General features: G+C 46.5%; 11 protein-coding genes. 8 read left to right on the plus strand and 3 right to left on the minus strand.

The genetic code is table 11. The features are described from left to right. The 8 genes from JFN88_RS01625 to JFN88_RS01660 all read left to right on the plus strand — a co-directional run. A partial coding sequence (locus tag JFN88_RS01625; protein WP_199017550.1) for an immunoglobulin-like domain-containing protein occupies positions 1-3,629 on the plus strand: 3,629 nt, incomplete at its 5' end. Positions 3,630-3,891: 262 nt separating this feature from the next. Continuing rightward, the gene (locus tag JFN88_RS01630; RefSeq protein ID WP_199017551.1) at positions 3,892-4,230 is read left to right on the plus strand and encodes an ArsR/SmtB family transcription factor; all 339 of its coding nucleotides are present in this window, start codon (positions 3,892-3,894) and stop codon (positions 4,228-4,230) included. 89 nt (positions 4,231-4,319) lie between these two features. Beyond that, entirely contained in the window at positions 4,320-4,835 is a 516-nt protein-coding gene (locus JFN88_RS01635; RefSeq protein ID WP_199017552.1) for an SRPBCC family protein, read from the plus strand. A 90-nt stretch (positions 4,836-4,925) separates the two neighbouring features. Continuing rightward, a complete protein-coding gene (locus JFN88_RS01640) occupies positions 4,926-5,423 on the plus strand; it encodes an SRPBCC family protein (RefSeq protein WP_199017553.1) in 498 nt (165 codons plus the stop codon). A 31-nt stretch (positions 5,424-5,454) separates the two neighbouring features. Beyond that, the gene (locus JFN88_RS01645) at positions 5,455-5,793 is read left to right on the plus strand and encodes a DUF1801 domain-containing protein (protein WP_199017640.1); all 339 of its coding nucleotides are present in this window, start codon (positions 5,455-5,457) and stop codon (positions 5,791-5,793) included. A 721-nt stretch (positions 5,794-6,514) separates the two neighbouring features. Further along, positions 6,515-7,519, plus strand: a complete 1,005-nt coding sequence (locus tag JFN88_RS01650; protein WP_233167330.1) for a VanZ family protein — start codon at positions 6,515-6,517, stop codon at positions 7,517-7,519. Between the two features lie 156 nt (positions 7,520-7,675). Beyond that, a complete protein-coding gene (locus tag JFN88_RS01655; RefSeq protein ID WP_199017554.1) occupies positions 7,676-8,728 on the plus strand; it encodes a flavin-containing monooxygenase in 1,053 nt (350 codons plus the stop codon). A gap of 497 nt (positions 8,729-9,225) precedes the next feature. Continuing rightward, on the plus strand, positions 9,226-9,399 hold the full coding sequence (locus JFN88_RS01660) for a hypothetical protein (protein WP_199017555.1): 174 nt from the start codon (positions 9,226-9,228) through the stop codon (positions 9,397-9,399). 131 nt (positions 9,400-9,530) lie between these two features. On the opposite strand, the gene JFN88_RS01665 is transcribed toward JFN88_RS01660, so the two are convergent. From JFN88_RS01665 to JFN88_RS01675, 3 genes are all read right to left on the minus strand, one after another. After that, on the minus strand, positions 9,531-11,489 hold the full coding sequence (locus JFN88_RS01665) for an ABC transporter substrate-binding protein (RefSeq protein ID WP_199017556.1): 1,959 nt from the start codon (positions 11,487-11,489) through the stop codon (positions 9,531-9,533). A 45-nt stretch (positions 11,490-11,534) separates the two neighbouring features. After that, a complete protein-coding gene (locus JFN88_RS01670; RefSeq protein WP_199017557.1) occupies positions 11,535-13,211 on the minus strand; it encodes an AraC family transcriptional regulator in 1,677 nt (558 codons plus the stop codon). A gap of 98 nt (positions 13,212-13,309) precedes the next feature. After that, positions 13,310-14,332 (minus strand): ABC transporter substrate-binding protein, encoded by a 1,023-nt coding sequence (locus JFN88_RS01675; protein ID WP_199017558.1) that lies wholly within the window; start codon positions 14,330-14,332, stop codon positions 13,310-13,312. Positions 14,333-14,565 lie beyond the last annotated feature (233 nt).

Here is a 14,565-nt window from a genome sequence, read left to right on the forward strand (position 1 = left end):
TGGGCAAAGGGGATGTTCGTCCGCAGCCGGAAGCGGCGCCGGAGTTGTATCCAACGCCTGTACCAGAGCCTGGAACTGATCCAGATACGACCAAGCTTCCGACCAGCCCGCCAATTCCAGTCGGAACGGGCAACCATCTGGTCGTGAAGGTGTCGTCGAGCAAGATTGCAACGCCAAAAGCGGGCGACCTCGCTCCGAGCGTTGGCGTAATCAATCCGTATACGCCGGGCAGCAATATCCCGGGCGTTGATCCGGTGGTTAACAAGTACATCGGGATTTACGAAGTAGACAGCAACAATAAAGTGGTGAAGTTCACTCTGATCGTACTGGGCAAAGGGGATGTGAAACCTAATCCAATAGCGGCTCCAGACTTTAATCCAGTACCAATTCCAGTACCGGGCAGCAATCCAGGCACTACCAAGCTCCCGACCGATCCACCAATCGCGGTCGGAGTGGGCAACCATCTGGTCGTCAAAGTTTCGGGCAGTGCTATCGCAACGCCTAACGCAGGAGATGACGGGCCAAGCGGTTCGGGCGTAATTAACCCGTATAAGGCGGGCGATGACATTCCGGGTGTAGACGCAGAGGTATATCGCTATATCGGATTGTATGAAGTAGATGCTTTGGGCAAAGTGGTGAAGTTCCATCTGATTGAGTTGGGTCAGGGGGACATTTCTTCCGTGTCAACTGGTTTGCAGCAAGACCGGGAGCTATTGGCCATCGGATATCAATCAGGGGATCATCAAAACCATGTGACCAAAACGCTCTATCTGCCTGCCAAAGGGCAATCCGGCTTGACGAGCATTACTTGGCAGACCAGCGACAACGCTCATATTTTGAATAATGGACGAGTTATTCGCCCTGGGGTGGATGACGGGGATGCTTACGTCACTTTAACCGCAACAATCAAAGATGATGCAACAGGGGCCGTCGCAACCAAGGTCTTTGTCTTGAAGGTCGTGAAGATGACGGACGAAGATGCTGTTCGCGAAGCGGCTAAACAATTGACGGTAGATAACGGCATTACGTTTGCGCAAGGCGATACATGGGAAGCTGTGACGCTCAACTTCTTGATGCTGGGGGAAGGATTGTATGGAACATCCATATCTTGGTCCTCTGCAGATTCGAGTACAATCGCAATCACGAAGCAAAATGGGCAAACGCATGCGGCAGTCCATCGTCCTCAGAGCCGAGATAAGCATGTTGTTCTAACGGCGACAATTTCCAGAGGAGATGCTTCCGTTACGAAGACGTTTCTCATGGTTGTGAACAACCTATCCGTAACGAAGGTTGAAGGCGAGACGAGACAGCCGACGGCAAGATTGGCGGAAGCAACAGTGAATCCGGACGGTACGCCAAATAGCGACCAATTCGTCATTATGCGGACGAAGCTGTCCGACGGGACCGGCATTGATACGGTCATTGTCGATCCGGCGAAATTGGAGCGATTGACAGATACGTTCAATCCAAGCGAAAGTCAGGAAGCGAAGCGCACCGTCGAACTGCGAATAACGCAATTGGCCGGCGATCCTGCAGATGAAATTGCTGTAGAGATTCCAAGCTCCGCCATCGCAGCGGTAGCCGACCGTAACGGATTGCTGGTTATCCGAACAGATGAAGGCAGCATCAGGATCGGCACCGATACGCTGAAGCAATTGTCGGATCAAGGGACGGACCTGTACTTCCGCCTTGTTCCTGTGAAAAACAGTACGGAGCAAGCAGAAGCGAATAAAGCGCTCCATGACGACAGTCGCGTAAAGCAGGAGACGATCGGTAAGAAACTGCAGATTTTGGGAATTCCAAGAAAGATTGAAACAAACTTGACTGGCAGCGAAACAAAGGTGACACTCCCGCTGAACAGCGCTTTGCTTGCGGCACAGAATCCGGCTTCGCTGCGCGTGTTCGTCGAGCACAGCGATGGGACAAAAGAGTTGTTAAGCGGCGATATTCAGTATGAGAATGGAACACCGACGGGAGTCGAGATCGCAATCAACCGATTTAGCCGTTTCCAAGTTTTTGTTACCCATCCGGCAGGAGGCAACGCAATCAATGGCCCGGCCCCGGAATTTTCTCCGCTGGCGACCCTTGATAAAGGCGACAAGAACGGTGCGACAAAGGTCATCGCAGGTACGCCGGAAAAAGGCAATAAACTAGTTGTAAAGGTATCAGATAAGCCAATATCCGTTCCGCGTGCTGGAGACCAGGCTCCGTCAGGCGAAGGCGTGACGAATCCGTATGTTTCCGGAAACGATATATTCGGAGTGGATACGGAGCGGAATCGGTACATTGGGGTTTACGAAGTGGACGAAAACAACCGGATCGTAAGATTTCAGTTGCTGTACGTAACCCAGGAGAAGATTCAGAAGATCGAGGGCGCTCTGATCGACCTGCTTTTGAATGGAGTGGTGCAGAAGGATACAGCTATACTGGTAGATCGCGGAGCTGATCTGAACGCAGCAGCCCGAATTATGGTAGACAATGAAGCCATTATAGGTCTCCTGGCAAATGCGCCAAAAGGAAGCGTGCTGACGGTTCCTCAAGTATCGGATGCTTCCCATGTCGATGCAGTTGTTAATGGCGAGCTGTTGAAGCGAATGATACAGATCGAGGGCGTGTTCCGCATCGAGGGCAGCCTGGGCGCTTATACGGTGCCTGCGGCAGCAATAAAGAGCAGTCATGTTGCCTCGGCGCTTGGCAATTCCGAGGATACGGACAACATAGTCGTGACTTTCTCGATTTCCTTGGCTGAACAAGCTGATGTGACGCATATGCAAGCAATGGCAAATCATAATCGGATGATCCTTGCAGGAAACCCAGTACGCTTCTCAATTGCTGCGGAGTGGAATGGAAAACTGACGGAAATCGATAAGTTTGACGGTTATGTGCATAGAGAAATCCGAATCCCGCTCGATGTACAAACGGCGGTGACAACGGGCGTTTCTATTAACAAGGATGGCAGTCTGTTGCATATGCCGACGCGAATCGAAGTTCGCGACGGTGTACGCTATGCCATTATCAATAGCTTGTACAATGGAGTGTTTGCGCTTATTGACAAGAAGGTTGCTTTCCAGGATGTGAAAGGGCACTGGGCGGCAGCCGCAATCGCTGAAATGACAGCGAGAAACGTAGTCGTGGGGACTACGAAGGATAAGTTCGAGCCAAATCGCTTTATAACGCGCGCCGAGTTCGCCACCATTCTTGTGCGATCGCTTGGCCTCAAGAACGATGCGAGCGAGGGTGAGAGCTTCAGCGACGTTCATAAGAACGATTGGTTCTATGATTCCGTTTCTGCAGCAGTGAAGTTCAAGCTGGTATACGGTTACAGCACAGGAGAGTTCAAGCCGCTGGAGCGTATTTCCCGTGAAGAGGCGTTGACGATCCTGGCAAGAGCCATGGAAATTGCGGACCTGCATAAGGAGCTTCAAGCTAGTGAAGTGGAGTCGTTGTTGGCCGCTTTTGCAGACTGGAATGAAGTTTCTGAATGGGCCCGCAAGGGAATAACAGAGACGGTAGAGGCTGGGCTTGTTCAAGGACGTGCGACAAATGGACTTGCGCCCAAAGCCAAGATTACGAGAGCCGAAGCAGTCACAATCATAGAGAGACTATTGCGGGCTTCAAAATTGATTTAAGCTAACGGCGGAAGTTTGTAAGATAACCCGTCTACCAGATATTACAGAGAAACAGGACCTTGCGGGGTCCTGTTTTTCGTTATTGGTGCGACCGGCATGGGCGATAACTCGGCGGTGAAAGTCCGCTACAGGCTTGGCAGTAGGAACTGTTAGCTCGGGGAAACGAAGAAAAAAATAAACGTTTCGCAGACTTATTTTGCCTGAAACATTCCTTTACAGGAATATTCCTTTAGTGTAATATATAACTAAGGGGGGGGACCGCATGAACACGGCAATGTTGACTGCACTCGCCGAACCCAACCGGTTACACATAATCGAGCTTCTTCGAGATGGTGGTCCACTCACAATAGGAGAAATTACCAGCCGTCTCGAACTGAATCAACCTCAGACATCCAAACATGTTCGTGTACTCAGCGAGGCGGGTCTTGTCGAGGTAGAGCCAGTTGCCAATCGACGAATTATCAAATTGCGCCCCGAGCCGTTTCAACAACTCGATAGTTGGCTGGAAACTTTTCGGTCGATGTGGGAAGATCGGTTGGATCGCTTGGATGATTATTTACGCGAGATACAGGCACAAGATAAAACATTCGATCAAAGCTGATTGTCAGGTGTATAAGCGTTCGCCTTCCAAATGAGGAGGATGGCTGCTTTTAACCAAATAACGTACTCAAAGCAAGAGGAGGAAACAAGATGTCAGAAAACCAAGCAACTGAAAACGAATTGATGATTACACGTGTCTTCGACGCTCCCCGTGAGTTGGTGTTTAAAGCTTGGACGGAGCCGGAGCGGTTGGCGCAATGGTGGGGGCCGAAAGGCTACGAACTGCAAATCTCGAAACTCGATCTGCGTCCCGGCGGCATCTTCCTTGGCAGCCAGCGCTCGCCTGAAGGACATGTGATGTGGGGGAAATTTGTTTACCAAGAAGTCAATGCTCCGGAGAAACTGGTCTTCATCCAATCGTTTTCCGATCAAGAAGGCAACACGATCCGGGCTCCGTTCAGCGGAACGTGGCCGCTCGAAGTGATCAATCACTTGACGTTAACCGAAAGCGAAGGAAAAACGACGCTTACACTAAGAGGCGGTCCGTTTAACGCCACTGAGGAAGAACGCGCCACCTTCGAGAGTATGCGCCCGCATGTACAGCAAGGATTCGTCGGGACATTTGATCAACTTGATGCGTTCTTGGAACAAGACTTGAACCGTTAATTACTGCGTGGGAATATTGGAATATAGGAAAAAATGGGATGAAAACTGAGCAAAAGCCTATTACTTACCTAAATAAGGAGGAAAAACACGATGAGTCAACAGGCAAATAAAGCAACAACTCGAGTAGAAGGACAAGCATTAATCATTGAGCGTATTTTCGAAGCACCGCGCGAGTTGGTGTGGGATGCTTGGACAAAGCCGGAGCATGTGTCCCGCTGGTGGGGTCACGGCGGAGTACCCCTCCATGCCTGCGAGATCGATTTGCGAGTGGGTGGCACTTACCGATATGTTCAGTTGGGTCCGGATGGGACCGAGTTTCCTATTATCGGTACGTATCGAGAAATCGTGAAGCCCGAGCGACTGAACTATACGATGATTTTTGACATTGCCCCGTATAATGAGCATGAATCCGTCGTTTTCGATACGTTTGAACAGCTTGAAGGCGGTAAAACCAAATTGACGATGCGCACGGAATATGCTTCTGCTGAAGCCCTTCAAGGCTCGCTGGCTTCCGGCGCGGAGCAAGGCGCGATTGCATCCATGGAACGTTACGCTGACTATTTGACCAAGTTGCAACAGGAAGCCTAATATCCATCGATAAGAGAGGACTGTGTTGAAAATGAACCCAGAAGTATCCACATTTATTGAAAATCTGTCTTCGCCATGGCAAGTTCAATTATGCGATCAGCTTCGGCAAATGGTCCATGAGACGATTCCGGGAGTGGAAGAGAAGATTCAATACAAGAAACCGCATTTTCTGAAGAACGGGCAATTCGCTGCCGTCATTTCTCCTTCGAAAGATGCAATTGCATTCATGATCATGAATGCAGTCGGCATGGCGTTTCCGAAAGGCTTCGAGGGGCCGGCCGAACGGAAGTGGATCAAGCTGCGCGAAGGAGATAAGCCCGACCTGGCCCAATTGTCCGGGTATCTGAAGCAAGCATCCGAGTCGCTGTAATTGGGAAAGCAGCAGTTTTTTAGAGGATATAGCAAAGAGAGAGTGGAGATAGGGATCTTCACTCTTTTTATTTTTATCGAAAGAGAGGTTTAATCGATGCAAGTATCCGATGTGAGTTCCGAAGTCACGCATCATGAGGTAAACGGCCCGTGCGGAAAGCGGATCGAGCCCTGGCGCCGGATTTAGCAAGAGGGACCATGCTCCTGTTGATTTCGTTGGCGAATTGCGCGGTTTTTTTCTTTGCTACCGCTCCGAAAGTTGAAGAGCATCCTCAAGGAATGGAACGACTGTATAACATCTTTTCGTTCATGTTCATCCATGCGCGTACCTGCTCCATGTTCGCCATTATGTTCGGATACGGGATCGAATGAGAAATATAAGGGCGATGTTCTTCAAGGAAAGACCTTTACGCTCGATCCTATCTCTAAACGGAGACTTTTAGTAAGAGCGGAATCTGTACTGATGGAGCAGAACAGCCAAAAACAGTTGACTAAAGTCATAAACGAAATTCAAGCTCTTGAAAATAAGCGGTGCAGCTTGATCGACTTGCATTTGGATGATAAGATAGATCGACCAAGTTCTGCCTACGTTTGATCGAAGTGTACTTGAAAGTGTCGTTGATGTAAGTGTTTATACATGTATATAAACTGTACTCAAAATAGCAACGATTCAAAAAATAATTGGACGTACATCTGCCGTTTTGCAGAAAAGAAAGGATTTAATGATGTATCAAGGCAAGTTACGAAAAATCACCATCATACTGTTAGCATTATATACCGTTTTGACCTTATATTTTTTGTATATAGGTTTCGGCAGAGCTGCTTTTCTTCAAGATTCTGGCATGCGATATAGTCTAATACCTGAAGGGATTCCTTTACACTTTCCAATGGGAAGGAACTTTCACATTTGGTTTTTTGAGTTTGGCAACTTTGTAGCATTTATACCTTTTGGAATTGTCATCCCGCTTCTGTTTCGTTGTAATTTCATTCGATTTATAACCTTATTTATTCTGTCTATTACGATCCTTGAGATCTTACAAATGCTTTCTCGTTTAGGCTCCTTTGATATTGACGATATCATCATTAATACATTAGGGGCGGCGGTAGGATTTTGGGCACAGCGGTTGGTGCACCGTGATCGAGATAAATTTAAAGGGATCTGTCGAATCATCGTAACAGCCATTGTACTTTCGATTGGAGTCATTGTTATCGTTGGTGGCATCAATAATTATTTAGAAAAGGGAGGCGGCGAAGTCGTAGCCCTGAATGAACTTACACTAAAAAATGGGCCTGTACTGTGGGATGAAACCCTCTTAAGTTTTACTTCAGTCCGAAAAAAGGTTGAGCCTCAAATCAATGTATACAGTAGAAAAAATACAAGAACGAACGAGTTTACGTATCTTTTAAATGGCCAATATACGAGAATAGCAGGCAATGCCGCTATACCAGATGATGTAATCAACACTGCAAGCAATGGGAGAAGTGACATCATTTTTATTGCAGATGGCACAGAAATTTATTCATTGGGTTTATCAACTGAAATCGGATCGAATCAGCCTGCTTTTCAAATCCCTTTAAACGGAGTAAACGAACTTACCATTCAATTAATTAATGATGATCCAGATCCGGCTACAAATGCCGTGATGTGGGATATTACAGTTACAGAAGTAAACACGGGACAAATGATTATAAACCGTATTAAAGAAAAATTAAGATCGTTATTCTAAGGTTCAAAACAAGTGGCATTACATTTATATGTTTATCGACTTGTTGAATGGAGAAACCATTGGGCATAGCGCGGGGCCAAACAAGGATGCGGCTCTTATTCAGTTATTAAGATTTGAGTAGGCCTTAAAATTTACATTCCAGGAAGTGATAAAGTGATGAGTGTGTACCAAGTTGATACCCTAGTAATCGGTGCAGGTCAAGCCGGTCTTTCTATAGCGTACTTTTTGAAAAAGTACCAACACAATTTTATTATTATCGACCAAGGAGATGAGATTGGGGAGGTATGGAGAAAACGTTATGACTCATTAATTTTGTTTACTCCCCGATGGTACAGCAGTTTGCCGGGGCTGCCCTTGGAAGGAGATGCGGAAGGATGTGCAACAAAAGACGAAATTTCCGATTATTTGAAAAAATATGTTGAGACGTTCAACCTTCCCGTCCATTTACGCACGAACGTGCATTTGTTGAAAAAAACGCCAACTGGATTTGTTGCAGAAACAAGTCAAGGCACTTTTATTTCCAAAAAAGTTATCATTGCCACAGGCCCTTTTCAGAAACCGTTCTTTCCAGTGCATCTATCGGAATCTCTTCCAGGCGATGTCCTTCAACTCCACTCATCTCATTACAGTAACTCGAACCAGTTAAAGAATGGCAATGTTTTAATTGTGGGAGCAGGAAATTCCGGGGCTCAAATTGCAGTGGAGCTTGCTAATGAACGAGAAGTATGGATTTCCAGCGGTCATTCATTGAAGTACATGCCTGTGCGACTTTTTGGGAAAAGTATATTTTGGTGGTTTCGGAAAGCAGGAATTTTGAAAGCAAGCATTGATTCCGTTTTTGGTCAAGCGCTTTACCGACGTCCCGATCCGATTTTCGGTCAAGATTTGAAATTACTAATAAACGATGGAAAAGTGAGAATGAAACCGCGCGCAATCAAAGTAGTAGACGGAGAGATTGAGTTTGAGGATCAAAGTTGTTTAAAATTCAATAATATTATTTGGGCGACAGGCTTTTATTCAGATTATTCATGGCTTGATATTCCTGAAGCATTGAATGAGAAGGGGAAGCCCATTCATGATCGAGGTATCAGTTCGGTAGCCAATTTGTTTTTCCTCGGCCTCCCTTGGCAATACCGACGAGGATCGGCGTTAATAGGCGGTGTAGGGGAGGATGCTAAGTATGTGATGGATTACATATCTCGGAATTGATCTATCTGTGAATGTTTCATTCTGCAACTATGAAGGAGGGAGCTTTGTATACAAGACATAGCACTGGTGTTAGATGGTTTTTTGCATCCATGTGGGAGGCAGTATTCGCCGACGTTGGAGTTACGGTGCTTGCTGTAGTTAATGCAATGAGAGTTTTGAAGACACAGCCTAATCTTTGATTCATCTTAAAAGCCGTCCATACCCGCTGTGAAAAGAGGGTGTGGACGGCTTGTCTTATCGGACCGATAATAGCAAGCCCAAAAATGGACCCAATACGCAAGAATAGGCAGAGAATAAACAGTCTCCTCCAATTTCTTTTGTAGCAAACATAAAGGAAAGCAATCGAGAAAGCACCAATTGCAATAATAAAAAGACCCGAGAGATTGAATGTCTAATGAACGTACAAAAAGAGTATCCGTATTAAACGCATACTGCGCTTTATAAATATGCTAAAATACTACTTGATGTAGTTTTAACATGTTAAAGGAGGATTGTAAATGACTCAGGCAGCTCTGTTTTTTTCGATTATTATATTGGTGGTCGTGATATTATCAGTTGCGATAGTTAGGTTCGTTAAAGCATCCAATAATTATCGGTCAGTTGAAAACTCATATGAAGACAAAAATGCCGGCTTTGATTACTTGAAATACGAAGGTGACGACAGGGAGTAAGCGGCTTATATCGAATACGGGTCAGCCAGGGGTAGAGCTTTAATAGAGGCAGGAGTAGATAGGAGGGAGGAATGGTCTTCATACATTGAACATGGGGGAGGAAACTTCCCCCTTGTCCAGTATTCTACATGCTATTGCAAATGGAAGGCAGCGAGAACATCGTCGATTTTCATATTGTCTGCGGTAGGTCCGTTCAACATCCAATGTCGGGCTGACATTTTGTAAACATGACCTTGCTTAACAGCAGGAATTTCCTTCCAAATTTTTCGGGTTTCTACTTCGGTCAGTTCTTTAAGAGCAACCTTTTCTTCATCCTCAGAGTCGAAAGACCCGCCTGCAGTTACAAATAAATAGTCTGCACTCAAATCGGGCAGCGTTTCAAGCGATGATTCAATGCCCCAACTTCCTTCTTCCTCTTTTTCTCGGAATTTCGCCAGAACGGGATCCAATGTCATTCCTAAATCTGTGTAAGCGATGCTCGTATAAGAGAATGCCGGGAAAAACAGTTGAACATCCTTGTTCGACGGTCGAATAAAGGCTAAAGTTCGATCAGCCCCAATTTTTGCAATAATAGCTGCTTTGGCCTTACTCAGCTTTTCATCGTAGGCTTGGATGACGGAAGCTGCTTTGTCTTCGCGGTTAATTGCCTTGCCGATCGCAACTATGGAGCTTTTCCAGTCGCTCCGATCATAGACGATGGTTGGAGCGATCTTGCTTAGCTGTTCATATGATTCTTTGTCTGAGGGCAAGAGATTGGTAATAATTAAATCAGGCTTGGAGTCAAGAATGGACTCATAATTTAAACTGCCTGGCGTGTACACTGACGGAATCTTTTTTTCTTGCAACACATCGTACAAGTATTGTCCCTTCATGGACTGGGCATGTACCATTGGAGCATCAAGTGCCAGCATAATGTCTTCTAGCCCGTTCACGGCTATACGCTGTGGGTTGACCGGAATCTCGCTTTCTCCCATCATATGCTTAACTACCTTTGTCTGCAGTTGGTTCTGTGCGACAGTCGTTGATGTCCCAGCTGATACAGATGGTTCGATCGAACTTGTTGAAGTTGTACAGCCGCTGAATAGCAAAGTCATGCAGAGCAGCATCACTGCGCCTACCGACATTTTTAAATCTTTAATCATCGTTAAATCCCCCTCTGGTTCGTGTTGAGAATAATTATCATTATAACTGCGGCCTTTTTGAGGGACAATGGCTTGATCTGAACGAATAAATGGACTTTTCTGAACTGATTTCTCCGTTGCCAGTGATCTGAATCGTAGTGGAGGCAATCCGGTTTGTTTTTTGAACACGCGGCTAAAGTAGTAAACATCCAGATATCCTATGCTTGACGTAATCTCTTGCATAGTTGCCTTTGTCTCCGTCAAAAGCCTGCTAGCGTGTGCGATCCGGATTCCGGTCAAATATTCAATAGGCGTCGTTCCTAGTTGTTTTTTGAACAAACGGGACAAGAAGCTGGAACTGCAGCCTAGCAGTCCGGCAATCCCTTCAACCGTAATCTGCTCTGAATAGCTGTCCTCTATGTAGCGCATAGCCTGGGACACAAGGTCAATTCTCATCGTTCCAGCCTTCTGCGTAGCCATCTGACTAAACAATTCGGATGCAAATTGATAGAGAACACCTTTCGCATACAGTTTATCTAGCGAGGTAAGCTTCCTCCAGCTTTGTTCCATCATCTGAAATTTCATATGAAGGGCAAGTGGGGCATTAGGAACGAATCCATATTGAATGTGGAAAGGGTTGCCGTTCTTCAGCAGCCGATGCAGGTAGCGGTTGCCAGGAACAGCTAGCAGAGCCTTGTAAAAAATAAGATAGTATTCGAATTCATCCTCAAACGAGAATACATCCAGACTCATGCCTTTACCGCCATGAAGCACATGAAAACCATCTATGGTATAACCGTTTTTGTTCAACATCACCCGCCCACGTCCACGCGTCATCCAGAGAAAAGCGCTGGAGGGCAGCTTGTAATCGCGAAGTTCGTCTCCTTTAGCCAATTTCTGCTGTCTAATATCGAGCAACTTGACGCTTGCTTCGTTCCACAGTAATAGATGATTATCATTCCAAATCAAACGAATCAATTCCTTCCTGATACTTGAGTGTTATATATCCATATACTAAACACATCCAGCCAGCGTTACCCGATCTGCCGTATAGAACCGTAAAATAGTTGGCAGGACAGACAACAGCCGATCGCGTGTAATGGGGTCATCGTAGTTCCAAGAACTTTCAACCATGTGCATACAACCTCTCTTAACTGCATCTATCGCTTGCCAACCTGGCGTATTCATCAGCCACTGCACGTTCTGGTTGTCGATCTCGTGGAAGTCGGTCAACAGGAACAGCCGGTCCCCGTCCAAACGTGACAGCGTATCCACCGACACTTTACGAAAGGGCTCACCTTGCGTCATTAGCTCTATGACGCAATTGGAAGGCAGGAATCCGTTATCATGATAAAGGGAGACGGCAAAACCCGAGTTGCCCATCAAATAAAGCTGTCCTTGAAAGAGAAGCAGTACAGTTGCCGTTTCATGCAACTTATTATCTGTATTTAAAGATTCCCACATCATTCCCCAACGTTTGTCATAGTCGGCAATCCATGCCGCGGCTTCCTTGTGCTTGCCCACAAGTTCGGCAAGAGAAAGCAACCGATCCCAAGTATTTAAATTATTATCAATGATGACGGTCGGGGCGATGGAGAGCAGTTGATTATAATGCCGATTCAGCTTGCAGCCCAGCACGATTAAATCGGGACATAAGGCTGCAATTCGCGAAGGGTCACCCAGCGTTCCGACATCCGCCACATCTTGCAACAAGTCCCTATATACGACCTGGCTTCTTATAATCGTCAATTCTGCGCCTACAGGCTTAATTTCTAGCGCAAGCAATTCGCCCAGCATTGATCCCGTGATGACAATACGCCGGGGTTCGCAAGAAGGATCGGCGTTATTAGATGGCATGAGCTCCCCGACAGAGCTTCGACTGATGTTGGCATACATTCGTGGAGGAATGCCGACGTATTGCGTAAAGCGTTTGTTGAAGTAATATTCGTCGCTAAAGCCGACCTGTTTGGCAATTTCTCGAAGCGGCTGATCGAACACGGCAAGAAGCTTCGTCGCTTTTTCGATTCTCAGACTATTTAAATACTCCAATGGCTTTTTTCCCATATACAACTGAAACGCAGCGCTGTACTTCGTGCGTTCCATCCCAGCCATCCTGGCTAATCGATTAACAGTAATCTTCTCGGTGTAGTGTTCAGCAAGGTAAGAAATGGTCATGCGAATGTTGTCCTTTTCATTGGAGACCAACCGTCCGGCCGATTGCTCATACTGTTCCAGCAGCAGGCAGATCAATTCTTGCAATGCGATTGTTTGACGCATTCGCCATGAGCTCCCGTGCTTCGTCGCTTTAAGCCGCTGAATCGCTTCAAGCAAATGGATGATGTCCGTAACTGTAATGGGTCTCGTATAGGGCCAGCCTTCATGTACGGAGGCAAGTGGTTCTTGCTCTCCCCAGCCCCACACGTCAAAGGAAATCAGATGGCATTGAATATCCTCCGCAGCCCCTATCAGTTCAATCTCGCAGCCAGGCGGGAGCAACAAGCATAATCCAGGATCAATCTGCCGTTCAATATTGGATATTCGATACCTTCCCGAGTCGCCAAAAAAAGCGACGATAAGATGCCGACTGATCCGATAAAGCATACGCTCTTCTCTGCGACACACGAGCAAGCTTGTATCGTCAAGGACAACATGCATCGCTTTATCTGGAATAGCTTGGCAATCTGTTGACATAAACTAACCTCCACAACTGAGAATTGTTATCACTATTTTAAATAAAAAAGACAAACGATTCAACTATAATGTTGAGATCGTTTGTCAAGAAAAACGAACTATTTCCCTAGCCATTTGGGCAGTTCATCCAGGAGTCGTTCCATCGTAATCGGGTCGCTGGCATTCCAGCTAATGTCGCTGACCGTGACGCGGCCTTCTTTGACAGCCGGAATCAATTTCCAAAGCGGACTTTCTATCAGTTCTTTCGCAGCCTTTTCGTCTTCGCTTCCTGGCAAGCTTAGCAGGAAAATGTGATCTCCGGCATATTCAGGCAATACTTCTTCGGAGATCTCGGCGAAAAATTCATTTTTATCGATGAGCTCCTGCACCTTGGCCGTCGGACGGAAGCCTTGCTCATCATACAGGAGCAGCGTTAGACTGTAGTTGCCCATGACATAAAATCGGCCTGCCAGGCTGAGATAGACCGTTGCTGTCTCGCCTTCTTTTAAATCAAGCTTGTCCCACATTTTCTGAGCCTTGCTCTCGTAACGAGCAATCCAATCCTCTGCCGCTTGCTTAACACCAAGAATATTGGCAATCTCCCGAATACGTTCGTAGGTGCCAGCACCTCGATTATACAGGACGGTCGGAGCAATTTTGGTCATCTTCTCGTAAATTTCGGTATCTGAAGCATCGTTATCGGCCGATTGCAGAATAAGATCCGGATCTAGCGACATCATTTTCTCCAGATTATGTGGAAACCCGATATCAACAACACCATCAAGATCACTCTTGTAGATATAGGCTTCTCCGAGAAAATCATTGCCGATCGGCTTGACGCCAAGCGCAAGCAGATCACCGGGACTGTCGCCAAGCAGAATCACCCTCTGGGGACGGACGGGAATGGTCGCCTCACGACCGCTAAAATCCTTATATTGGCGCGTCTCATTGTCCCCTAAAGCAGCAGACGAATCACCCTCGGAGGATGGTGAAGACGATGTGGACGATGCAGATGCCGATTGCGGCGATTGTGATGTGGAATCCCCCGATTGCTTCGTCGAATCAGAGCCACAAGCGGACAAAACAGTTCCGATGGTGAGCAGAAGACTTAAAAGAAGCAAGCGGTACCTAATATTGAACATGTGACAGACCTCTCTCTGGAATAGTTTTTGAGAATTGTTATCAGTATAAGATGGGCCTTCTTATAAAACAATAGAGAAAACGTAAGCGGAGGTTTGTACAAAAATAATGGTACAGCAGGCGGGGAATGGGGGAAGGGCAGGCTTGCTTCGAGTAAGCTGTAGCGTTTAGTTGATTTTGTTGCGCAGTAATTTATATTGATGGGTGCACATAATTGGTGTATGCTGTATTTAAA

Source organism: Paenibacillus roseus (assembly GCF_016424485.1).
GTDB lineage: Bacteria > Bacillota > Bacilli > Paenibacillales > Paenibacillaceae > Paenibacillus_D > Paenibacillus_D roseus.

Excerpts from the sequence above, each read along its gene's own strand:
- JFN88_RS01650 (WP_233167330.1), top strand. The coding sequence starts at position 6,515 with ATGATGTATCAAGGCAAGTTACGAAAAATCACCATCATACTGTTAGCA.
- JFN88_RS01640 (WP_199017553.1), top strand. The coding sequence starts at position 4,926 with ATGAGTCAACAGGCAAATAAAGCAACAACTCGAGTAGAAGGACAAGCA.
- JFN88_RS01630 (WP_199017551.1), top strand. The coding sequence starts at position 3,892 with ATGAACACGGCAATGTTGACTGCACTCGCCGAACCCAACCGGTTACAC.
- JFN88_RS01655 (WP_199017554.1), top strand. The coding sequence starts at position 7,676 with ATGAGTGTGTACCAAGTTGATACCCTAGTAATCGGTGCAGGTCAAGCC.
- JFN88_RS01645 (WP_199017640.1), top strand. The coding sequence starts at position 5,455 with ATGAACCCAGAAGTATCCACATTTATTGAAAATCTGTCTTCGCCATGG.
- JFN88_RS01670 (WP_199017557.1), bottom strand. The coding sequence starts at position 13,211 with ATGTCAACAGATTGCCAAGCTATTCCAGATAAAGCGATGCATGTTGTC.
- JFN88_RS01675 (WP_199017558.1), bottom strand. The coding sequence starts at position 14,332 with ATGTTCAATATTAGGTACCGCTTGCTTCTTTTAAGTCTTCTGCTCACC.
- JFN88_RS01660 (WP_199017555.1), top strand. The coding sequence starts at position 9,226 with ATGACTCAGGCAGCTCTGTTTTTTTCGATTATTATATTGGTGGTCGTG.
- JFN88_RS01635 (WP_199017552.1), top strand. The coding sequence starts at position 4,320 with ATGTCAGAAAACCAAGCAACTGAAAACGAATTGATGATTACACGTGTC.